The 22,349-nt window shown below is 69.4% G+C and carries 18 protein-coding genes and 1 other RNA gene; 8 read left to right on the top strand and 11 right to left on the bottom strand.

Annotated elements, in window-relative coordinates:
• The first annotated feature begins 20 nt into the window (after positions 1 to 20).
• Entirely contained in the window at positions 21 to 3,131 is a 3,111-nt protein-coding gene (locus F9C12_RS25960) for a TIM-barrel domain-containing protein (protein ID WP_409462120.1), read from the top strand.
• Positions 3,132 to 3,233: 102 nt separating this feature from the next.
• On the opposite strand, the gene F9C12_RS25955 is transcribed toward F9C12_RS25960, so the two are convergent.
• Positions 3,234 to 5,276 carry a DNA polymerase III subunit gamma and tau gene (locus tag F9C12_RS25955; RefSeq protein ID WP_409462119.1) on the bottom strand — a complete coding sequence of 681 codons (2,043 nt, stop codon included), beginning with the start codon at positions 5,274 to 5,276 and terminating at the stop codon, positions 3,234 to 3,236.
• 87 nt (positions 5,277 to 5,363) lie between these two features.
• Here F9C12_RS25955 and F9C12_RS25950 point away from each other — a divergent pair, with 87 nt between their 5' ends.
• Positions 5,364 to 6,173 carry a spermidine synthase gene (locus F9C12_RS25950; protein WP_409467073.1) on the top strand — a complete coding sequence of 270 codons (810 nt, stop codon included), beginning with the start codon at positions 5,364 to 5,366 and terminating at the stop codon, positions 6,171 to 6,173.
• Positions 6,174 to 6,181: 8 nt separating this feature from the next.
• Here the strand turns inward: F9C12_RS25950 and ffs are convergent.
• From ffs to F9C12_RS25930, 4 genes are all read right to left on the bottom strand, one after another.
• Positions 6,182 to 6,281: signal recognition particle sRNA small type (gene ffs / locus F9C12_RS25945), an RNA gene on the bottom strand.
• Between the two features lie 5 nt (positions 6,282 to 6,286).
• Positions 6,287 to 6,781, bottom strand: coding sequence for a GTP-binding protein (locus F9C12_RS25940; RefSeq protein ID WP_409462118.1), 495 nt, complete (start codon positions 6,779 to 6,781; stop codon positions 6,287 to 6,289).
• Positions 6,782 to 6,784: 3 nt separating this feature from the next.
• The gene (locus F9C12_RS25935; RefSeq protein ID WP_009084595.1) at positions 6,785 to 7,204 is read right to left on the bottom strand and encodes a roadblock/LC7 domain-containing protein; all 420 of its coding nucleotides are present in this window, start codon (positions 7,202 to 7,204) and stop codon (positions 6,785 to 6,787) included.
• The gene (locus tag F9C12_RS25930) at positions 7,201 to 9,528 is read right to left on the bottom strand and encodes an ATP-binding protein (RefSeq protein WP_409462117.1); all 2,328 of its coding nucleotides are present in this window, start codon (positions 9,526 to 9,528) and stop codon (positions 7,201 to 7,203) included. The genes F9C12_RS25935 and F9C12_RS25930 overlap by 4 nt, the downstream gene beginning before the upstream one ends.
• A gap of 259 nt (positions 9,529 to 9,787) precedes the next feature.
• On the opposite strand from F9C12_RS25930, the gene F9C12_RS25925 reads away from it, so the two are divergent.
• On the top strand, positions 9,788 to 10,693 hold the full coding sequence (locus F9C12_RS25925) for a serine/threonine dehydratase (RefSeq protein WP_409462116.1): 906 nt from the start codon (positions 9,788 to 9,790) through the stop codon (positions 10,691 to 10,693).
• A gap of 35 nt (positions 10,694 to 10,728) precedes the next feature.
• On the opposite strand, the gene F9C12_RS25920 is transcribed toward F9C12_RS25925, so the two are convergent.
• Together F9C12_RS25920 and F9C12_RS25915 are read right to left on the bottom strand one after the other, a co-directional pair.
• Positions 10,729 to 12,192: a sensor histidine kinase gene (locus F9C12_RS25920; protein ID WP_409462115.1), complete on the bottom strand. Its 1,464-nt coding sequence runs from the start codon at positions 12,190 to 12,192 to the stop codon at positions 10,729 to 10,731.
• On the bottom strand, positions 12,167 to 12,919 hold the full coding sequence (locus F9C12_RS25915) for a response regulator transcription factor (RefSeq protein ID WP_409184419.1): 753 nt from the start codon (positions 12,917 to 12,919) through the stop codon (positions 12,167 to 12,169). Before F9C12_RS25915 ends, F9C12_RS25920 begins: the two co-directional genes overlap by 26 nt.
• A gap of 171 nt (positions 12,920 to 13,090) precedes the next feature.
• Between F9C12_RS25915 and F9C12_RS25910 the strand changes: the two genes are divergently transcribed.
• Both F9C12_RS25910 and F9C12_RS25905 read left to right on the top strand, forming a co-directional pair.
• Entirely contained in the window at positions 13,091 to 13,645 is a 555-nt protein-coding gene (locus F9C12_RS25910; protein ID WP_409462114.1) for a hypothetical protein, read from the top strand.
• A gap of 63 nt (positions 13,646 to 13,708) precedes the next feature.
• Positions 13,709 to 13,897 (top strand): hypothetical protein, encoded by a 189-nt coding sequence (locus F9C12_RS25905; protein ID WP_409184417.1) that lies wholly within the window; start codon positions 13,709 to 13,711, stop codon positions 13,895 to 13,897.
• 1 nt (position 13,898) lies between these two features.
• Here F9C12_RS25905 and F9C12_RS25900 read toward each other — a convergent pair whose 3' ends face one another.
• Positions 13,899 to 14,345 carry a nitroreductase family deazaflavin-dependent oxidoreductase gene (locus F9C12_RS25900; RefSeq protein ID WP_409462113.1) on the bottom strand — a complete coding sequence of 149 codons (447 nt, stop codon included), beginning with the start codon at positions 14,343 to 14,345 and terminating at the stop codon, positions 13,899 to 13,901.
• A 126-nt stretch (positions 14,346 to 14,471) separates the two neighbouring features.
• On the opposite strand from F9C12_RS25900, the gene F9C12_RS25895 reads away from it, so the two are divergent.
• Together F9C12_RS25895 and F9C12_RS25890 are read left to right on the top strand one after the other, a co-directional pair.
• On the top strand, positions 14,472 to 15,152 hold the full coding sequence (locus tag F9C12_RS25895) for a TetR/AcrR family transcriptional regulator (protein WP_409184415.1): 681 nt from the start codon (positions 14,472 to 14,474) through the stop codon (positions 15,150 to 15,152).
• 46 nt (positions 15,153 to 15,198) lie between these two features.
• Positions 15,199 to 16,716 carry a 3-hydroxyacyl-CoA dehydrogenase gene (locus F9C12_RS25890; protein WP_409462112.1) on the top strand — a complete coding sequence of 506 codons (1,518 nt, stop codon included), beginning with the start codon at positions 15,199 to 15,201 and terminating at the stop codon, positions 16,714 to 16,716.
• Positions 16,717 to 16,981: 265 nt separating this feature from the next.
• On the opposite strand, the gene F9C12_RS25885 is transcribed toward F9C12_RS25890, so the two are convergent.
• On the bottom strand, positions 16,982 to 19,954 hold the full coding sequence (locus F9C12_RS25885) for a PQQ-dependent sugar dehydrogenase (protein WP_409462111.1): 2,973 nt from the start codon (positions 19,952 to 19,954) through the stop codon (positions 16,982 to 16,984).
• 92 nt (positions 19,955 to 20,046) lie between these two features.
• Complete coding sequence (locus F9C12_RS25880) at positions 20,047 to 20,676, bottom strand: L,D-transpeptidase (RefSeq protein WP_409462110.1); 630 nt, start codon at positions 20,674 to 20,676, stop codon at positions 20,047 to 20,049.
• A gap of 262 nt (positions 20,677 to 20,938) precedes the next feature.
• Between F9C12_RS25880 and F9C12_RS25875 the strand changes: the two genes are divergently transcribed.
• Positions 20,939 to 21,457, top strand: a complete 519-nt coding sequence (locus F9C12_RS25875) for a hypothetical protein (RefSeq protein WP_409184411.1) — start codon at positions 20,939 to 20,941, stop codon at positions 21,455 to 21,457.
• Here F9C12_RS25875 and F9C12_RS25870 read toward each other — a convergent pair.
• On the bottom strand, positions 21,441 to 22,334 hold the full coding sequence (locus F9C12_RS25870; RefSeq protein ID WP_409184410.1) for a serine/threonine-protein kinase: 894 nt from the start codon (positions 22,332 to 22,334) through the stop codon (positions 21,441 to 21,443). The two genes, F9C12_RS25875 and F9C12_RS25870, sit on opposite strands and share 17 nt — an antisense overlap.
• Positions 22,335 to 22,349: the final 15 nt, after the last annotated feature.

Raw genomic sequence — 22,349 nt, 5'->3', positions numbered from 1 at the left:
GACCTGTCGAGGAGGCGCCGGTGGCCACATCACTCCGAGGACGACTGGTACGGCTGCTTGCCGTGGCAGCCATGGCGGGCACGCTCGTGTCGACGGGGGTCGCCGAGGCCGCTCCACCGGCGGTGACCGCCGGGCAAGCCCGCTTCGAAGTCCTGTCGCCGACGCTCATCCGCACCGAGTACGCGGGCGACGCCAAGTTCGTCGACGCTGGCACGTTCAACGCGATCGGCCGCGGCAGTTTTCCCAAAACCCCTTACACCGCAACAAAACGCGACGGCTGGCTGACCATCCGGACCAGCGCCGTCCAACTGCGTTACAAACTCGACTCGGGCGCGTTTTCCGACGACAACCTCACCGTCCAGCTGCGCACCGGCGGCCAGGATGTCACCGCGCGGCCGTGGGCGGGCAAGCTGACTCCGGCCTGCGCGTTCGGCACCCTCTGCGAGGCCGAACAACTGCAGCTCTACGGACCCGGCACGGCTACCGACCACCGCGGCTACACCGGCGACGGTTTCGCGGCGGGCTTCACCAACCCCGGCGACAGCCTGTCCTTCCGCGTCACCGCGCCCGGTGCTCAGCAGCTGGATCTGCGCTACGCCAACGGAACCGGCGGCGACGGGCAGCACACCACCCGCACGCTCACCGTCCTCGTCGACGGCACGAACGCGCACCCCGTCACCCTTCCAGCCACCGCGGACTGGGACACCTGGGCCCTCGCGACCGTGCCGCTCACCTTGCCTGCCGGACAGCACCAGGTGACCGTCAAGCGCGGCACCGCCGACTCGGGCAACGTCAACATCGACAGCCTCGCCGTGGTCAACCCCGGTGCCGCGTACCCGCAGCCCGTGCCGCCCGCGCCGACGCCGTGCGCGTTCGGTGCCCTGTGCGAGGCAGAACAAGGCGCGCTGTCCGGCGGCGCACACCCGGCCAGTGACCACGACGGCCACTCCGGCAAGTCCTTCCTCGCGGGCATGGAGCGACCCGGCGCAGCCGACGCGTTGACCATCACCGGCGTCCCCGCCGACGGTGCCTACGACCTGCAGCTGCGCTACGCGGACGCGACCGCCGTCTCCGGCCAAACCCAACCGACCTCGTTGACCCTCCAAACCGGGGGCACCTCGACCGACCTGACCCTGCCGTCGACCAGCAGCTGGAATTCGTGGCGCACCAAGGCAATCCCGGTGCGACTCAAGGCTGGCGCCAACACCGTCACGCTGTCCTGCCCGGACGCGAACTGCCACGTCAACCTCGACACCGTCGCCGTCACCGCCGCGCATTCGGCACTGCTCGCCCCGCACGCGCCGCTCGGCGGTTACCGACGCGGCCTCGACGGCGTCGACGGAAGCGCGGTCTCCGCACCCGGAATCCTTTACCAGGACGGCTGGTCACTCCTCGACGACACCGCATCGGCGCTGTACGACCCGCGCACCAAAGCCGTCACCCAGCGGCCCAGCAGCGAGACCTACCAGGACGGCTACGTCTTCGCCTACGGCCAGAACTACGGCCAAGCGCTGCGGGAACTGGCCCAGCTGACCGGACCGTCGCTGTTGCTGCCCCGCTGGGCTTACGGCGTCTGGTACTCCGAGTACTACGACCGCACGGCCGCCGACTTCCAGCAGACGATCGTGCCGAAATTCCGCGAGCAGCACGTACCGCTCGACATGCTCGTCATCGACACCGACTTCAAATCGCCGGACCGCTGGAACGGCTGGGAAATCGACCCGACCCGCTTCCCCGATCCGAAGGCGTTCTTCCAGTGGGCGCACGAGGAGGGCCTGCACACGTCGCTGAACATCCACCCGAGCATCCGCGCCGACGACCCGCAGTTCCCGGCGGCGCAGGCGACCGCGAAGGGCAAACTGCAGCCCAGCTGCGGAAAAGACTGCTACGTCTTCGATTTCGGCGACCCTGACCAGCTGCGCGCGTATTTCGACCTGCACCGGCCGATGGAACAGCAAGGCAACGACGTCTGGTGGCTCGATTGGTGTTGCGACAGCTCGAAATCCAGCCTCGCCGGCGTCACTCCGGACGCGTGGATCAACCAGCAGTACGCAAAGCGCGGCAGCTTCGCGTTCTCCCGCGCGTACGGCTCGCTGCAAGCCGGCGGATACAGCTCGCCGACCGCGGTGCCGACCGGACCGTGGGCGGACAAGCGCACCACGCTGCACTTCACCGGAGACACCATTTCCGACTGGGCCACGCTGGCTTTCGAGGTCGGCTACACGCCCGGTGAATCCGCGGCGACCGGCCTCGCTTCGATTAGCCACGACATCGGCGGCCACACCGGCGGATTGCAGCAGCCGGGCACGGAGCCGGGCAGCACGAAACTGCCGGACGACCTGTACGCGCGCTGGGTCCAGCTTGGCACGTTCCAGCCGATCGACCGGCTGCACTCCAACCACAGCGACCGGTTGCCCTGGCAGTACGGAGCGGAGGCGGACGCGTCCGCGACGAAATTCCTTAACCTGCGCGAGAATCTCGTGCCCTATACGTACACGCTCGCACAGCAGGCCACGGCGACGGGAATGCCGATCGTGCGCCCGCTGTACCTGCAATACCCGGACCAGCAGGAGGCGTACGTACAGGCTGGCGGGGAATACCTGTACGGCCCGGACGTCCTCGTAGCTCCGGCGACCAGCCCGGGCACCACGGCGACCACCAGCGTCTGGTTCCCGCCGGGCAGCGACTGGACGGATTACTTCACCGGCAAGACCTACCGCGGCGGCACCAGCGCGCAGATCACCACGGGCTGGGACACCATGCCGGTATTCCTGCGCTCGGGCGGAATCATGGTGACCCGCAGCGGAAACGTGCCCGGCGACGCACAGGATCCGCGCACGGCCGCGACCGTCACCGTGGCTGGCGGGCACGACGGCGCGTTCACGCTGAACGACGGGTCGGGCACGACTGCGTTGCGCTACACCGAAAATCCCCACTCGGCGACGCTCGCGATCGGTGCCTCGCAGCGCGCTTGGACGGTCCGGTTCACGAATGCCAGCGCGCCTGCCGCGGTGTACGTGGACGGGCGGCGCAGCGGAAGCTGGAGCTGGGATGCGGCGACCCGGACCGTGACCGTGCAAGCGCCGCCGACGCAGCACCCGCAGAAGGTCGTGAGTGTTTATCCCGGTTAGAACCGGGATGCGCACTCACGAGCCACCTGCGGCTCAGGCCGGGCGGACACGCCGGTGAGTGCTGCGCACGGGGACTGACCGTGCGCAGCACTCACGAGCCGGTCAGTCCAGCGGACGTGCGCCGAGGTGGTCCGAAAGCAGCTTGCGGGCGATCTGCTCCGGGTCCTCCTCCGCGGGCGGCGGCGGAGGCGGCGGGACCGGGCTCGAGTCCTCGGAGTAGATGTCGTCGTCCTCGTCCGTGGGTTCGGGCGGGAGCGGGATGTCCGGTTCGCTCGTGGTGACGCGCGGGCGGCTCGGGGCCTCCGGCGCGGGTTTCGGCGGCGGGGGCGCGGCGGCCGCCGGGGCCTGCGCGGACGCGGACGGACGCGTGAACGACCGTTCCGGAGCCGGTGCGGCCGGTTGCTGCCGGGGCGCCTGCCGCGCCGGAGCGGCGGCCGCGGCCGCGCCGTGCACGCAGCGGACCTGCCATTCGCCGCCGAGCACCTCGCTCAGCCCGGCCGCGATCTTGCTCGCGTTGCCCTGATCGCTCAGGCGCCGGGCGAGCGGTTCGGACTTGTGCGTCAGCGTGACCGCCGAACCGTCGACTTCGGCGACCGTCGCCTGCGTGAGCATGGCTTCGAGCGCGCGCCCGCCGGTGAACTTCCGCAGCGACGCCAGCAGTTGCGGCCACTTCTCGCGCACCTTGGCCGCGTCGATCCCGCCCGCGGCCGGGGCTTCCGCGGCGGACGGCGCTTCCGGGGCGGGAGCGGGGGCAGGCGGTTCAGCAGGAGCCGGACGGCTCACCTCCGGGCGAGCCGGACGCGCCGGTTCGGCCGGTGCGGCGGGAGCTTCCTGCACCGGACGTGCGGGGGAAGCTTCCTGCGCCGGACGCTGCGAAGGCCGCTGGAACCGAGCCGGAGCCTCCGCCGGAGCAGCGGATGCGGCCGGAGCAGCGACCGGAGCGGGACCAGCGTGCGGAGCCGGGGCACCGGCCGGAGCGGGCGCACCGGCCGGACGCCGCTCGAGCTTTTCGATCCGCGCCAGCAAGGCTTTCTCCGCCTCGGTGACCGACGGCAGCAGCATCCGCGCGCAGAGCAGTTCGAGCACGAGCCGCGGCGACGTCGCGCCGCGCATCTCCAGAAGTCCACTGTGGACGATGTCGGCATAGCGGGACAGCGTGGCCGGGCCGAGCTTCTCGGCCTGCTCGGTCATCCGCTTCAGCTCGTCGTCCGGCGCGTTGACCAGGCCGCGTTCGCCCGCTTCCGGGACCGCGCGCATCAGCAGCAGGTCACGCAGCCGGTCGAGCAGGTCGGTGGCGAAGCGGCGCGGGTCGTGCCCGGCGTCGGCGAGTTTCTCGACGGTGCCGAACACTTCGGCCGGGTCGTCGTTCGCGAGCCCGTCGATCACCGCGTCGATCAGCGCGGTGTCCGTGACGCCCAGCAGCGCCACCGCCCGCGGGTACGTGACACCTTCCGGACCGGCCCCGGCGAGCAGCTGGTCCAGCACCGACTGCGTATCGCGAGCCGAACCCCCGCCGGCGCGGATCACCAGCGGGTACACCGCCGGTTCGACCGTCGCGCCCTCGGCGGCGACGTTGCGCTCCAGCAGCTCCCGCATCGAACTCGGCGGGATCAGCCGGAACGGGTAGTGGTGCGTGCGCGAGCGGATGGTGGTGAGCACCTTGTCCGGCTCGGTGGTGGCGAAGATGAAGATCAGGTGCTCAGGCGGTTCTTCGACGATCTTCAGCAGAGCGTTGAAGCCCTGCGTGGTGACCATGTGCGCCTCGTCGATGATGAACACGCGATAGCGCGATTCGGCGGGCGCGTAGAACGCCTTGTCCCGCAGGTCGCGGGCGTCGTCCACACCGCCGTGGCTGGCCGCGTCGAGTTCGGTGACGTCGACGCTGCCCGGGCCTTCCGGCGCGAGCGCGCGGCACGAGTTGCACTCGCCGCACGGATCCGGCGTCGGGCCCTTGGCGCAGTTGAGCGAGCGCGCCATGATCCGCGCGCTCGATGTCTTGCCGCAGCCGCGTGGCCCGGAGAACAGGTACGCGTGGTTGATGCGCCCGGCGGCCAGCGCCGTGCGCAGCGGTTCGGTCACATGCTCCTGGCCGACGACCTCGGCGAAGGTCGCCGGACGGTACTTCCGGTACAGCGCGAGAGCCACGTGCCCGAGACTACAGTGAGCACGGTGAGCCCCTCCCGTTCCGGTCGCGGCCGTGCGCCGAGCGGCCCGCGGCCGGGCACGTACCCGGTGCGGTTCGGGACCGCCGAGCTGCTGCGCGACGCCGATCGGCCCAACGCGTGGATGCTTTCGGTGGGCGGGGTGGCGCAGTCCTACGTCGATCTGGACGATCCGACGAATCTGGAGTTCGACTACGTGCGCCGGCTCGGCGACCTGGTCGACTTCCTTCCGCCCGGCCCGCTCGACGCGCTGCACGTCGGCGGCGCGGGCTGCTCCCTGCCGCGCTACGTCGCCGCGACGCGCCCGGGTTCGCGGCAGCTGGTCTTCGACGCCGACGAACCGCTGATCGACCTGGTCCGCGAACAGCTTGACCTGCGCAGCGTCCCGAAACTGCGGGTGCGGATCGAGGACGGTCGCGCGGGCGTGCGCAGCCGGCCCGACTCGACGGCGGACCTGATCGTGCTCGACGCCTTCGAACGCGCGACGCTGGCGAGCGGCTTGGCGACCGTCGAGTTCGCGACCGACGTGGCCCGCGTGCTGCGCCCGGGCGCGACGATGCTGGCGAACATCTCCGACGGCCCTGGCCTGCCGTTCGCGCGCCGGTTCCTCGCGACGCTGGCGGAGGTGTTTCCGCACGTCGTCCTGCTGGCGGAACCCAGCGTGCTGCGCGGCCGGCGGTTCGGGAATCTCGTGCTGGCCGCTTCCCGGCTCGAGCTGCCGACGGCGGAGCTGACCCGGCGCGCGGCGTCTTCGCCGTATCCAGCGCGTGTGGTGCACGGCGCTGAGCTGCGGCAGCTCCGGGGAAAGGCCGCGCCGGTGTTTGACGCGGAAGCGCTGCCCTCGCCGACACCGCCGGACGACGTCCTCGGCTTGTTTTAGGGCCATAAAAAAAGCGGGTTCCCCCCGTACCCGCCAGAGCCCGCTTATCCTTGCTGCCTTCCGGCCCTGGGGAAGTTCACAGGGTGGACGCCACGGGGGGTCCCCGCAGACGACTATAGCGGACTCGGTTGCCGCGCCCGCGCCCCCTCGGCCGCCCCCGCCGCGACCAGGTCGAGCACCTCGCGCACGGACGCCGGGTCGCGGGCGTCGAACGGGTGCACCGGGACGCCGTCGCGCACGGTCAGCGCCCAGCGCACGTCGTGCAGCGGCCGGGTGAGCAGGCCGTCGAAGCAGTTCACCCCGACCACGAAGGGCAGCCGCATGCCCTCGACCGCGTCGAGCACCGGGTAGGCGTCCGCGATCCGCCGCGGGTCGACCACCACGAGCGCGGCGTCCGCGCCCCGCACGAGGTCCGGCCAGCGGAACCAGAACCGGGCCTGCCCCGGCGCGCCGAACAGGTACCGCCGCCGCTCGCCCTCGCCGAGCCGGCCGAAGTCGAGCGCCGCGGTGGTGGCGCCAGCGTCGGTGCGCACCGGCGCGATCTCCGAAACGGCGTGCACCGCCGTCGTTTTCCCGGCTCCGGCCGGGCCAAGCACGAGGATCTTCACGGGTCAGGCGAACGCGGTGTTCTTCAGCTCCTCGACCAGCGCGGGGGTGAGGACTTCGGACGCGCGGTTGGCGAACATCGCCATCTCGTAGGCGATCGTGCCGAGACTGGCCTGCTTGTTGGCCAGCACGCCGAGCGAGCAGCCGATGCTGATGGTGCAGACCACCAGGTAGCCGCGTTCCAGTTCGACCACGACCTTGTCCGGATCGCCGAGCGGATGGCTTTCGGACACGCTCTGGGCCAGCGCGAGCATCGCCGAGCAGGTCGCCGCGAGCCGGTCGGCGTCCGCCCGGTCGAGGTCCTGCGAGGCGGCGATCAACAGCCCGTCCGCGGACACCGCGAGCGCGGCGATCGCGCCGGCGGTGTGCAGCGCGAAGCGGTTGACCAGCCAGTTGAAGTTCTGCGCGGCGGCGGGAACGGTCATGATCCTCCTTGATCGGCCTGGCGAGCGGTGACTTGCTGTGCTTTGGCGACGCCGTCGGAAAACGAGTCGAAGGTGGCCCGCTCGGCGGCCGGATCGCGCAGTTCGCGGCGCGGCAACGGGGTGCGGACGAGCTGCGGGAGTTTCAGCCCGGGAGCCAGCTGGGCGCCGGGGACGCGGCGGAACACTCCGTCGCGGGATTCCGGCGGAACCACGGTGAACTGATGCGTCGGGGACGGGTCAGCGGCACCCTCGGTGTCCTTTGTGGACGGCTCAGGCTCTTCGGGTTCGTCGGGGAGTTCCAGCGTTCCGGTGAGCGAGGCGAATTCCGGCTCCGCCTCAGGCCACTCCGGAGCCTCTTCCGGTTTCGCTTCGTCGGCTTCGGGCTCCGGCTGGTCGGCGAACCACCGGAATCCGGGCGGGGTCGGCGTGGACAGCGCGGCGATCGCGGGCGCGGGCAGCAGCACCGGCCGCGGGTCGGGCACCTGTCCCGGTTCGAAAAGCCCTGGCCCGCGCCGGAAATCGACGTCGCGGGTGAACAACGCCTGCGGCACCGAAACCATCGCCGTCACCCCACCGTCCGAAGTAGACTCCAATTGGACGCGCAGCGAATGCCGCCGCGCGAGCCGCCCGACCACGGCCAGGCCGAGTTGCTGTCCGGACGCCGCGTCGACCGGTTCGGCGAGCCGGTGGTTCTCCTGCGCCAGCCGTTCCGGCGACAGCCCGACGCCGTGGTCGGCGATGCGCACCAGCAGATCGCCGGAGGGCTGGAACTCGGTCGAGATCTCCACCAGGGACTCCGGCGGCGAGAACGCGGCCGCGTTTTCCAGCAGTTCGGCGAACAGCAGCACGAGGTCGATGCCCAGCGACGGCGCGAGCAGCGCCTCCGCCGGTTCGCCGATCCGGATGCGGGATTCGTCGTCGATTTCCGCGGCGGCCGAGCGCAGCGCGGTGGCCAGTTCGATCGGGCCGCCGACCCGCGTTTCGTCCCGGTTTCCCGTCACTACAAGGAGATCGTCGGCGGTGCGGCGCAGCCGAAGGGCGGCGTGCCCCACGCGACGCAGCCCGGCGAGCAATACCGGATCGTCGGTGCCGCGCGTCAATTCCTCCACCGTGGTGCGCTGGCCGGCGACCAGGTTCTGCGTGCGCTTGGCCGCTCCGACCAGCAGCTGGAGCGCGGCGCGGCGGGCATTCGCCTGTTCTGTCACGGCTTCGACCGCGGTGCCTCGGAGCCGGTTGAACGCGTCGGCCAGCTCAGCGAGTTCGCCACCGGTACCCGCCTCGAGCGCGGGCAGCAACGGTTGCGGCGGACCCGACGCCGGCTCCGCGGCCTGAACCAATTCAGGGCCGGCCAGGTCCGCGGTCGAGCGGGCTTGCCCGCTCAGCCGCCGCAGCGGCCGGACGACCGATCGCGCGGTCAGCACGGACAGCGCAGCGATTAGTCCGAAAAGGACAATCGCGGCACCGCCGACGAGATAAGCCGTCCGGGTCGCGCTGGACGCTTTCGCGGAGGCGGTATCGGCGATCGCGCCGGCGATCCGGGCTTCCACCGCGCCGCGCTGCTCGGCGAGCTGAGTACCGGCAGTGACCACATCGGACACAAACTGCCGGTCCTGCCGCGGCGCGGCGGCCAGCCGGTCGAGCTGCTGGGCAGTCGCCCCGGTTTCCATCGCGGAGACCTGTGCCGCGTCCTGCTTCCCGGCCAGCCGGTCGAACTGTTCTTCGTAAACCGCAGCGCGCTGACCTGCGCGATCAGCTCCGGCGGACGCGATCAGCGCGGTCGCCCTGGCCGCTCGCTGCTCGTCCGCGCGCAGCAGTGCGTCGAGGGCCCGGACCCCAGCATCGTCCGAAGTGGCCAGTCCGAGTGCGTCGATCAGCCCACCGGAGATGGAATCGTAGCCAGAGGCAACATCAGCTACGGAAATCTGTCGATTGAGCGCGTTCTGCCGCAGTTTCGACAGTTCGCCGCCGGGGCCGACCAGGCTGTCCGCGACGCCGTGCGCGGTGCCGTCCACCGTCTGCTGCTGCCGGACGAGCGCGGTGTTGGTGGCCGACGGGTCCGCGACAAAAGCGGCCGTGAGCAGGCCTTCCTGCTGCAACTGCCCCACCAGCGAGCCCACCTGCCGCGCCCGGGCCGCGGTGTCCGAAGTGGTCGCGGCCTTCGCCGCGGCGGTGACCTGGGTGAGCACGAGCGGGACCGCCGCCGCTGCGGCCAGGATCAGCGGAGCCACGACCAGCACAGTCACTCGCGCCTGCACAGTGCGGATCCCGAGGCGGTCAAGCAGCCGCGCAGCGGATTCCGGCGACCGGGCCGAGCCGTCGCGCATCCACGTCACCTTCCGTTCCCGAGGAGTCCCGGCGAGACCGAGGCGTGAAGTGCACCGAACGGGGACACCCGCAGGACGCTACTACTCTCGGTAGTACTCGTCGCGGTACGCACATGGTCGGACACCCCACGTCTGCGCAGAGCTTAGCGAGATCGGCAAGAACTAGACAATGCCCTCTTGTCCCGTGTCGCGCCCTGTCACGCTGGGGTTTTCCCGGCGAGTGGCACCCGAGGCGGCCCGGGAGAGGAGAATGACCGATATGCGCATCGCACCCTCTGCCGCCGACGTCGCCGCTGCCCACCTCCGCCTCCGACCACACGTCCGGTGGACGCCGCTGTTACGCACCGAAATCGACGGTCGTCCGCTTGTCCTGAAGCTGGAGCACCTCCAGCGGTCCGGTTCGTTCAAGCTGCGCGGCGCGGTAAACGCCCTGCTCAACGGCCCTGAACCGAAGCGAGTGGTCACCGCGTCGGGCGGCAACCACGGTCTCGGCGTCGCGACCGCCGCGCAGACACTGGGGGTTCCCGCTGTCGTCTACGTGCCGGAGACCGTGCCCGAGGCGAAGGCCGCCGGCATCGAAGCAGCCGGTGCGAAGCTCATCCGGCACGGCGCGACATATGGCGAAGCCGCGGCAGCCGCGTTGGCGGTCGCCGACGAACCCGGCACCCGCTACCTGCACGCGTACGACGACGCCGACGTGATCGCCGGGCAAGGAACCGCGACCGCGGAAATCGTCGCCGACGCACCGGACGTGGACGCCATCGTCGTCGCAGTGGGCGGCGGCGGACTGGCCTCCGGCGCGACGCTGGCCGCGGACGGCCGTCAGGTGTTCGCCGTGGAGCCGGAGCACTGCCAGGCACTGCACGCCGCCCTCGCCGCGGGCGAACCGGTGGACGTCATCATCGACTCGGTCGCCGCCTCGGCACTCGGCGCGACCCGCGTCGGCGAGCTGGCGTTCGGCATCCTCACCTCGCCAAGCGTCACTTCAGTGCTGGTGTCCGATGCCGAAATCCTCGCCGCGCGCGACCTGCTGTGGCGCGAGTTCCGGCTCGTCGTCGAACCCGCCGCCGCGGCTCCGCTGGCCGCCTGGCTGGCTGGGCGCGTCCCAGCCGAGCTGCCGTGTTTTGTCTTGTGCGGAGCCAATACCTCGGTCACCTTCGCGTGAGGTCGTCGCGCCGCTCGACCCGGGCGGCGCACCGCTCACGATTGCGGGAAGGAAGCCACGAACTCGGTACGCCCCGGCTGGCTGGTGACCATCACGCGCCCGGAATGCGCGGCCACGACCGCGGCGACGATCGCCAGCCCCAGCCCGGTGCTCCCGGCGGCACGCGACCGCGAATTGTCGCCCCGGGCGAACCTCTCGAAAACCTCGGGCAGGATTTCCGGCGGAATGCCCGGCCCGTCGTCCACAACGGACAAAGTCGCCCATCCGTCCTTAGTGGACAGCGCGGTGGCCACCGTGGTCCCCGCGGGCGTATGCGTGCGCGCGTTGCCGAGAAGATTCAGCACCACCTGGTGCAACTGCCCGGAATCGCCGAGCACCGAGATCGGCTCGCCGGGAAGTTCCAGCAGCCACTTGTGTTCCGGGCCGGCGACGTGCGAATCGGCGACCGCGTCCGCGACCAGCCGGGACAAATCGACCGGCTCGGGCACCACCGGACGCCCGGAGTCGAGCCGGGCGAGCAGCAGCAGGTCTTCCACGAGCATCGTCATCCGCGCCGATTCGGATTCCACCCGGCTCATCGCGAACGCGATGTCCGGCGGCACCTGTTCGCCGCTGCGCCGGGTCAATTCGGCGTAGCCGCGGATCGCGGCGAGCGGCGTGCGCAGTTCGTGGCTCGCGTCCGCGACGAACTGCCGCACCCGGCTTTCGCTCGCGTGCCGGGCGGCGAGCGCTTCGGCGATGTGGCCCAGCATCCGGTTGATCGCCGATCCGACCTTGCCGACCTCGGTCCTCGGGTCAGTGTCCACTTCGGGCACTCGCTCGGACAGCGCGACCTCGCCGCGGTCCAGCGGCAGTTCGGACACCCGGGAAGCGGTGGCGGCGAGCCGGTCCAGCGGGGCCATCGTCCGCCGGATCGTGACCGCGCCGGCGAACCCGGCGACGAGAATGCCGCAGAGCGCGACGCCGCCGAAAATGAATCCCAGCCGCCACAACGTTTCCGAGACCCGGTTCATCGGCAGCCCGATCACGGTGAACTCGCCGCGCGGCGAATAGGTCGCGACCACGCGGTATTTCTTGAGGCTTCCGGGAAGCTCGACGGTGCGGCTCTGTCCGTTCGGCGCGAGCACGAGCAGGATCCGGTCCTGGTCCGGCGTCAGCGGGACGAGCCCGAACGGGCCGATCACCTGCCCGTTGACCACGCCGTCGTGCACGACCAGGCTGAGCGTCCCCTCGGGCTGGCCGAGCACGCGAAGCGGGTCCGGCGGCAGTTTTCCGGGACCGTTGATGGGCGGACGCGGCACGCCGTGCCGGAACCCGCGGTCGCTCGCCGCCGCCAGCTGTCCGTCGAGCTGCCCGACGAGGAAACTGTTCAACGCCAGTTCGGTGACCACGCCGACCACCACGCAGACCAGCGCGAGCAGCGCCGCCAGCTGCACGATCAGCCTGCGGCGCAAGGACCACGGACGGCGGCGCTCAGCCCGCGGCGGGTTTGAGGACATACCCGGCGCCGCGCATGGTGTGGATCATCGGTTCCCGATCGGCGTCGATTTTCTTGCGGAGATAGGAAATGTACAGCTCGACGATATTGGCCTGGCCGCCGAAATCGTAGCTCCACACGCGGTCGAGGATCTGCGCTTTCGACAGCACGCGGCGCGGATTGCGCATCAGGTACCGCAGCAGTTCGAACTCGGTCGCGGTCAGCGGCACCAGATCGCCGCCGCGGTGCACCTCGCGGCTGTCCTCGTCCAGCGTGAGATCGCCGACCACGAGCTGTGACCCGGTCGCCCCGGAAACGCCGCCCGCCCGGCGCAGCAGCGCGCGCAGCCGCAGCGCCACTTCTTCCAGGCTGAACGGTTTGGTCACGTAATCGTCGCCGCCCGCGGTGAGCCCGGCGATCCGGTCCTCCACCGCGTCTTTCGCGGTGAGGAAAAGAACCGGCAGATACGGCGTTTCGGCGCGCATCCGGCGCAGCACCTCGAGCCCGTCGAAATCGGGCAGCATCACGTCGAGCACCACGGCGTCCGGCCGGAAATCGCGGCCGACGCGCACCGCCTCGGCCCCGGTGCCCGCGCTGCGCACCTCCCAGCCCTCCATCCGCAGGGCCATGGACACGAGTTCGGCCAGCGTCGACTCGTCGTCGACGACCAGCACGCGGACCGGGCTGCCGTCCGCGCGGCGCAGTTCGGCCTTGCCCCGGCCGGCAGACGCGGCGTTCACACTGCTCATGGTGCCATCTTCGGATTCCGTCTTCAGGCCGAGCTGAGTACTGGCTGTGCGTTTCCTGTGCGGCGTTTCCCCGACCGGGGCGCACAGGTGTCCCCCACGTCCGGCACAGCCTCCGCACAGCGGCCGCCCCGACGCTCGGAAAGGACCAGCCCGAACGTTCCGGAGGAGACCATGACGACCGATCCAGCTCAGGGCGCGACCTGGGGAGAGCAGCCCGCTCCGGCATCCGGCGGCGGCCCGGGCACCACGTGGTCGGGCCGGAAAACCGCGCTCGCGGCGGGCGTCGCGGCCGTGCTCGCGGTGGGCGGCGGACTGGCGATCTGGGCGGGCAGCGGCGGCAACGACGCGTCCGCGCAGCAAGGTCCGGGCGGATTCGGCGGCCCAGGCGGACCCGGTGGTTTCGCCGGCCGCGGCATGGGCGGAATCGCCGCGCTGCGCGACGCGCTGCACGGCGACTTCGTGGTGCCGGACACGGCCGGCGGGTACGTGACCGAACGCCTGCAGACCGGGACGATCACCGAACTCAGCGCCACGTCGGTGACCCTGACCAGCAAGGACGGCTACCAGCAGACCTACACGCTGGATTCGGCCACGGTGAAAACCGGTTCGCCGAAGTCCGGCGACAACGTCACCGTGGTCGCGAAGGTCCAGGGCACTACGGCCACCGCGACCTCGCTCGGCGAAGCACAGCAGCTCGGCAACGGACAACCTCGCCGCCGCGGGTAACTCGGGGGGAAGGGAACCTTGAGAGACTTCCTCGAGGTTCCCTTCCCGAGCGAGGAGATGGTCGTGAAGCGGTGGATCACGCTGGCGTGCGGGGTCGTGCTGGTGCTCGTCGGCGCGGTGTGGGTGCTGCAGGGCGTCGGCGTGCTGACCGGCAGCTTCATGACCGGACAGAAACTGTGGTTCCTGATCGGACTGGTCGCGTTCCTGGTCGGCGTCGTCCTCGTCGCGGCCACCGCGGTCCGGAAGCGCTGACTCACCGGGTGAAGACCTCGAACACCGGGTAGCCCGGCGCGATTTCCAGCAGCTTTTCCTCCGGCGCCTTCGCGTCGACGCCCTCGAAGAACGCGCCGACCTCGAACGCCCAGCGCTTGAGATACGAGCGCAGGATGGCGGGCTTCTCGTCGTCGGACAGCTCGCGATAGCGGAAAGTCTCGGTGCGCCGCCCAACGGTCAGCTGGCCTTCGCCCGCCGCGCGCAGGTTCCGCACCCACTGGGTTTCGCCGCGCGCGGCCACCAGGTACTGCTTGCCCTCGAACGGCAGCAGGTTCACCGGCACCTCGCGCAGTTCGCCGGACTTGCGGCCGCGAACGCCCAGCACCCGGCTGCCCCACACGCTCAGGCCGCGCTTGGTGAGCCAGCGGACGCAGCCGTTGAACGCCGCGGTCGCCTTGCCCGGTTCGAGGTAACGAGTGCTGGTCATGGGGTTCTCCTCCAGTCAGCGAGAGCGGTGCTCTCTGTTGTGAACAGTGAACACCTCAGGCGGTCTCGCGTCAAGAGCACTGCTCTCGGTTTTGCGCAGCGCTCTACTCCGAGGCACACTGATCGCATGACTGCCGCACCCCGGACCGCCCGCGAACGGGTCCGCGCCGAGCTGACCCGCGAGATCAAGGACGAGGCCCGCCGCCAGCTCGCCGAGGTCGGCGCGCACGGACTTTCCCTGCGTGCGGTCGCCCGTGAGCTGGGGATGGTCTCGTCGGCGCTGTACCGGTACTTCCCGAGCCGCGATCACCTGCTCACCGCGCTGATCGTCGACGCGTACAACGCCGTCGGCGAGGCCGCCGAACAGGCCGACCCGCACACCGGCGACCCGCGCGAACGCTGGCGGGCCATCTGGCGCGCGACCCGCGAATGGGCCCGCGCGCACCCGCACGAGTACTCGCTCATCTACGGCTCGCCGATCCCCGGTTACCAAGCTCCGCAAGACACCGTCGGCCCCGCCGGACGAGTGGCGTTCGCGCTGGTCGCGGTACTGCGCGACGGCAACCCGCACGAACCCGCCGTCACCGCGCCGATGTCGGACGAACTGCGCGCGCAAGCCGGCGAGCTCGCCAAGATCCTGGACATCGACGCGCCGGCCGAGGTCGTCATGCGCGCCATCGCCGCCTGGACCCAGCTGTTCGGCGCGCTCAACTTCGAGCTGTTCGGCCAGTACGTCGGCAGCGTCGACCCGGCGGACGCGTACTTCGAGCACCTCATCGGGCAGATGGCGGACTTCGTCGGTCTGTAGTCCGGGGTAAGTTCGCCGTGGCGCCAACGCGAAAGGTGGGTTCGACGTGACGGGATGGGCCGGACGGGTCGGCAGGATCCGGGTGATCGGCACCGGGGTGATGGGACGCGGCATCGTCCAGCTCGCCGCGACCGGCGGAGTCACCGTGGAACTCGCGGACGCACAGCCGGAAGCGGTGACCGCGGCGATCGACCACGTCGGCGCGATGGTCGACCGGCTGGTCGCCAAGGAGAAGCTGACCGAGGAGGCCGGCCGCGCGGCGAAGGAAAACCTGGTCCCGGTCGACGGCCCGCTCGCCCCCGCCGAGGGGGTCGACCTGGTGATCGAAGCCGTCCGCGAAGACCTGGAAACGAAGCAAACCCTCTTCGCCGGCCTCGAGAAGGTCTGTGGCCCGGACACCATCTTCGCGACCAACACCAGCTCGCTGTCCGTCACCGAAATCGCCGCCGGACTCACCGATCCCACGCGCATGATCGGCCTGCACTTCTTCAACCCAGTCCCGCTGATGCGACTGGTCGAGGTCGTCCCCGGCGCCCGCACCGCCGATTGGCTTCCCGGCGAAGCCCTCGAACTCGTCCGCGGCTGGGGCCACGAACCCGTGCTGGCGAAGGACGCCCCCGGGTTTCTCGTCAATCACGCCGGCCGCGGCCTGAACACCGAAGCCCTGCAGATTCTTTCGGAATCCCTCGCCGCCCCCGCCGAAATCGACCGCATCGCACGCGACGTACTCGGCCTCAAACTGGGCCCGTTCGAGCTGCTGGATCTGACCGGCTTGGACGTCTCGCACGCGGTACTGGAAAGCATCTGGAGCGGCTTCCACGCCGAACCACGCCTGCGCCCGTCGTGGCTCACCCGCCCGCGTGTCGCCGCCGGACTCTTCGGCCGCAAAACCGGCGAAGGTTTTTACCGTTATGTCGACGGAAAACAGGAACTCCCGCCCGAGCCCGCAGCACCGCCAGCCCCCACCACACCGGTCTACGCGGCCGACGAACGACTGGCCCGCCTCCTCTCCGCAGCAGGCGTAGACGTAGTCCAAGACGCCTACCCCGACACGGTTCTCCTGGTCACCCTGCGCGGAGAGTCCACTGTGGAGGCCGCGCGGCAACTGGAACTGCCCGCCTCACGCGTCGTCGGAATCGACGCCCTAGGCTACGAATCGCGCTTCACGATGTCCGTCCACCCAGGACTGGACCCCCACTACGGCCGCGCCGCCTGGGGCGCCCTGGCCGCCACAGGAACCCCAGTAACGGCAGTCCGAGACGGCGCCGCCCCCATCGCCCAACGCTTGCTGGCCTCCATCATCAACACGGCCTGCTACCTAGCCGACCAGGGCCTGGCCGCCCCCGCCGACATCGACACCGCAGTCCGTCTAGGCCTGGGCTACCCTCGCGGCCCCCTGGAATGGGGCGACCGGGTCGGACCAGAAAAAGTCCTCCGAATCCTGAACGGCCTGCACCGAGCCACCGGCGACCCCCGCTACCGCCCCAGCAACTGGCTGACGGAACGCGTCGCGCTGGGCTTGCCACTCACCTCCATCGGCACCCGCCCGGCTGACCTGGCCTGACTTTCTGTCGGTGGTGCGCGGTAGCTTTTTGCATGGCTGCCGTTCACCGCCCCTAAAACCGCACCGCTGCACCCAAACAGCGAGGCACCCAGCCCCTCCCCCAACCCCGATACAAAGCCGCCCTGCGGTTCGGGGGTGCTTGTCAAGGCATCTTTCCCGCCTTGACAAGCACCCCCGAACCGTCAGCACAATTGGCCTTCGGAGTGCCCCACGCAACCACTAACCGGCAATGTCGCCGCCAGGCGACGAGCCGCCCGAGAGAACCTCACCACCGATAATCCACCACACCCCCATTCCGATAAACAACAAACCCACCCCGAAAATCACTACGAGCACCCCCGCCAATCGGATACTCATCCGACACAGGCAACCCCAAATACCCTCTCTCCCACCCCAACGCAGCCCACCGCTTCCGAATCTCCCCCTGCACCATATGCGCCCCAGTCCCCGCACTCCAATAAACCGACCCGCCACCGCCAAAGTGGTTATACCGAGCACCCCCACCAGGAGTAGCGGTCTCATCGGTCACGGGATACCCAAGCCCCCGCTCCCACCCCAACGAGGCCCACTTATCCCGAATAGCCCCACCAATCTGATGCGCCCCAGTACCCGGCGTCCAATACACCGACCCACCCGTGAAGTGGTTATACCGCCCAACCCGATCCGGAGTCACAGACTCATCGGTAGTCGGATACCCAACCCCGCGCTCCCACCCCAGCGAAGCCCACTTGTCCCGAATAGCCCCACCAACCTGATGCGCCCCACCAGCAGGAGTCCAATAAACCGACCCACCAGTGAAATGGTTATACCGACCAACCCCGTCCGGAGTCCCGGACTCGTCAGTGACCGGATACCCAACCCCGCGCTCCCACCCGAGCGCAGCCCACTTGACCCGGATCTGCCCCTGCACCGAATGTGCCCCAGTACCCGGAGTCCAATAAACAGAAGCGGCTTGACTCCCCGGCGTACCCATCAAATGGTTGTACCGCCCCACCCCATCCGGAGTCGGAGTCTCATCGGTAACCGGCGGCCCATAAACCCGATGCCCGCCAATCGCGAGATACCGAGCCAAAATCTGCCCGCCGATCTCCCGCACCCCAGTAGCCGCGGACCAGTACAACCGCCCGTTCGCATAAGCCCGGTACCGCACCAGCCCGTCCACCACCTCGGGCCCCGTTGGCGCACCGAGCAAACTCCGCAACCCAGGCTCACCCGCATACCGCTGATCAATCGCAGTCACGTAATTAGCAGTAAGCGTCAGGTCACCAGCACCAACAGTGATCGACCACGAAGAGGTAGCCGGACCACCCTGCCACCCAGCGAACTTGGAAACCCCGTCAGTCCCCACCAACGCCGCGGTCACATCAAACGTGGCCCCCTCAGTGACCATCGCACTGCTGACACCCCCCTCGCTGGGAATGCTCAACGCGGCAGGCTGCGTCCCCACCAACGTCAACCGATGCTGGCGCGGGTAAGCGACATAAGTCTTACTAGCCTGTACCCCAGCACTATCGGTAACCGTCGCGGTGAACTCCATCCGCGAGTCCGTGTGCTCAGTAAACGGCACCGTCAACGACGGCCCAGTCGAACCATCCCCAGGATGCACATGGCAGGCCCCAAGATCCGGACAGTGCCGAATCATCGACGTCCACGTAACAGGAAGCCCGCCATCCTCCACATCACTAGCCGTGGCCGACAGCGAAACCGGCTCACCCACCGCAAAAGCCTTATCCGGCGCGGACAACGTCAACACCGGCGAGTGATTACCCGGCGCGACAACAACCTTCGCAGTCCCGACCCCGCCCAGCGGATCCGACACCGTCACCGTCGCAGTGAACGAAGCCCCCTCGCCATACTGATGACTGACCTGAACCCCAGCACCCGTAGCACCGTCCCCGAAGTCCCACGAATACGTCAGCGCATCCCCGTCAGCATCAGTAGAACCGCTGGCATCAAAGGAAACCGTCCGACTGTCCGGATCCGTAGCTGAAGCAGCCTTCGCTGCCGGAGGAGCATTGTTCGTCGAGTAACTCAACCGCCGCAACACCCCGGCGTTGAGATCACTGAAGACGATATCCCCGTTAGGGGCAGCGGAAATCCGAGTAACCCCACCAACATTCTGGAACGGCGACGGACTCGAAGGCGCCTGCGTGAGCTTGCCCTGCGCGTCATACCGCAGCGTCCAGATCTTCTGCCCCGCGTAGTCCCCGAAGAAGTACGCACCCTGGTAAGCCGCCGGATAGGTCGTGCCCCCATACACAATCCCGCCGGTAACGCTGTTGCCTTGCGCCGGACCAGTCCCGTGCTGGTAGTCCCACAACGGCGGCGTGTTCACCGCCGAAGCACAACGTGCGTCAGTCGAATAGCCCGGCGTCAGGTGGTTCCCCTCATAGCAAGGCCAAGCGAGATTCGCGCCAGGCTGCACGACATCCAGCTCTTCCCACGTGTACCAGCCGACGTCGCCGACCACCGGCAGCCCGCTCTTCGGATCGAGGCTGAACCGGAACGGGTTGCGGAATCCGCTCGCGAACACCTTGCTGCGAGCGGAATCCGGCGCGGCAGCGTTGTAGTACGGATGGCTCGGCACCCCCTTGCCGTCCGCGGTGAGGTGCAGGATCTTGCCGAACGGCGAGTCGAGGTCCTGTGCGGCGAAGGCGACCGGGTTGGTCTTGCCCGCGTCGCCGTTGTCGCCGACGGAGTACCAGAGCGTGCCGTCCGGCGCGGGATAAACCGTGTCGAGGCCGTGGATGTAATACGGACTGCCCGGCAGGTCGAAAATCACCTGCTCTCCGGTCAGTCCGGACGGATGCCCAGCACCGTCGAGCTGCACGGTGAACTTGGCGGCGCGCAGCGTGTACTGACCGTTGCCCAGCGACACCGAACGGTTCAGGTAGATCTGGTGCGAGGTGGCGTAGTCCGGCGCGAGCGCGATGCTCGTAAGGCCCATGTCGCCTTGCGTCTCGACCGAGAAGGTCGCGATCTGCTCCGGTGCGCCGCCGCCCGCGGCCGGGACCCAGTTGACGACGCCGGACTTGCCGAGGGCCAGCACGCTGTCGTCGGGCAGCCAGGCGAAATCGGTGAACTCGTACTGCCCGAGCCCGGTGGGCAGGTCCCGCAAGACAAACCCCGGCGGCAGCGCCGGAGTATCGGCTGCTGCCACCGGGGCGGTGACCACGGTGGGGACTGCGACGACCACGAGTGCGGCCACCAGCAGGGAACGGAGCTTGTGCCAGGCCATCCAGGCCCCCTTTCTCAGCGATCGGTAATCGCTCAAAAGGGGGAGTAAGTTGCCTCGATCGGGTGATATTTACTCGACCGTGACGCGCTGAGTCACGCCACGACCTGGACCACGTCGCCGATGTGCAGCGTGGTGAAGAACCGCAGCGACGACGCCGCCGACAGGTGGATGCAGCCGTGCGAGTACACCTTCAGGCTGCCGGTGTGGAACGCGTCGCCCGGGTAGAAGAAGACCGAGTTCGGCATCGGCGCGTTGTCGAACTGCTTGCTCAGGTGCAGCTTTTCCTTGGACAGCACGTGGAACGTGCCGGTCGGGGTCGCGTGCCCCTTGCGTCCGGGCAGCATCGAGACGGGCCCGTAGATCACCTTGCCGTCCTGCAGGAGCCAGGCGCGGTGCGCGGAAATGTCGACACAGGCGCTGGTGCCGGAAGCGGCGGCGGCCGCCGCGCACGGGACGTCGGCGTCGCTCGGCTCCGGGTCCGTCTTGGGCTTGGGCGTGGGCTTCGGCGTCGGTTTCGGAGTCGGCTTCGCGCTGGTGCTCTCCGGGCTGCTGCTGGTCGCCGGGGCAGAACTGCTGGTCGGCGCACTCGAGGACGAGCTGGACACGCTCGCCGCCGCGGGCACTGCCCCGCCGCCGGACGCCGACCCGGCCGTGCCCCCGGAGCACGCCACGAGCCCGAAAGCCGCGGCCAGCGCCGCCATCCCCACCAGAACCCTCTTCACGATCCGGTACCCCCGCGTTCGGTCGGGTCGCATTCGGCAGGACCCGTATCACCCGAATAGACGACCACCACCCCTTCGTGGTTGCTCGGCAATGGTCACGATCCGGCGTCTCCACCCGAGGGTTGAACCGCGAATCCACCCGGCCCCAGCCCGTGCGCCGACGAAAAGCGCATCGACCCCGGCGAGGCTGGAAGCACGCCGGGCCTCCTCCCGGCACCCGCCGCCGGCCGGGCGAAGCCGACCACCTTTCCGAAGGAGCACCGTGAACCTCGGCCCGCTCACCATCGTTCTGTACGTCGCGATCGCGGCGCTCGTCCTCTACCGGGTCGTCTACCGCCAGTGGCGCGGCACGCTGCTCAGCCGCAAGCGCTTGCTGACGCTCCCGTTCATCCTGACCGCGATCGGCGTGTTCTCCGCCGCCACCGCGCTGCAAAGCGCGACCGCGACGGACTACGCGCTGCTGGCTGGCGACGTCGTAGTCCTCGGGCTGCTGGGCGTCGTCCGTAGCTCGTCGTCGGTACTCAGTGCTCGCGAAGGCACGACGTTCGTGAAGGGCACTCCGCTCACGTTGGTGCTGTGGTTCGCCACTATCGGCGTACGCGTCGCCTTCTCCTTCATCGGAGCCGCGCTCGGCGTCAGCAACACCGTGGCCTCTTCGACGATCATGCTCACGATCGGCATCAGCATCGGCGTACAGAACGCCTGCACCTACTACCGCATCCAGAAGCTCGGCCTGCCGCTCTCGGAGCAGACGCCGACGAGCATCAACGCTGGCCGCTAAGCCCCACCATGCGCGCGTACATCCGCGAAGGACTCAACGCCGTTGCCGGGTGCAGGAACCCCGGCAACGGCGGCAAGTCCCGCGCGAAGGGCACGAGATGCGCGTACAGGACTTCCGCCGCAGACGGTCGCATCGAAGGATCCTTCGCAAGCGTCGCGGCGAGAAGCGCATTCAGCTCCCGAGGTACGCCGGGAACGACCGGCGCTGGTTCCTTCACCTGCTTGTCGAAGACGGCGTACGCGGTCGGCCCGGTGAAGACCGGACGGCCGGTGAGCATCTCGTGCAGTACACAACCGAGCGCGTACAGATCGCTTCGCGGCTCCGCCTGCCCACGCTGAATCTGTTCCGGAGCCATGTACGACGGTGTGCCCAGCAGCTGTCCCGCGCGCGTGAAGCGAGCAGTGTCGGCTTCGCGCAACACAGCGAGCCCGAAGTCCATCACCTTGACACTGCCGTCCGGACAGAGCATGAGGTTGGCCGGCTTGAGGTCACGGTGACAGACCGCGCGCGCGTGCGCCGCCGACAGCACCGCGGCCGCTTGCGCCGCGATCGCCGCCGCCCACGGCACCGGTAGCGGACCGTGCTCGGCGAGCAGATCGTCCAGCGCCACGCCTTCGACGAACTGCATGACCTGGAACAACCGGTCGTCGTGCGTGCCGAAGTCGTACAGCGTGGGCGCGCCGGGATGGTCGAGCGTGGCGAGAATCCGCGCTTCGCGGGCGAAGCGTTCTTCAAGCTCTTCGTCGCCGCCGGGGAGCCGAAGCAGCTTGATCGCGACTTGCCGGCCGAGCCGCCGGTCGAACCCACGGTGCACCGAACCCATGCCGCCCCGGCCGAGCGGCAGATCGTCGACCTCGTAGCGGTCCGCGATCAGCATGGGCCCCCTCACAGC

The sequence above is a fragment of the Amycolatopsis sp. GA6-003 genome, assembly GCF_046267895.1.
In the GTDB taxonomy this organism is placed as follows: Bacteria; Actinomycetota; Actinomycetes; order Mycobacteriales; family Pseudonocardiaceae; genus Amycolatopsis.
The sequence above is the reverse complement of the archived record's forward strand: the minus strand, read 5'-3'. Positions and strand labels throughout refer to the sequence as shown.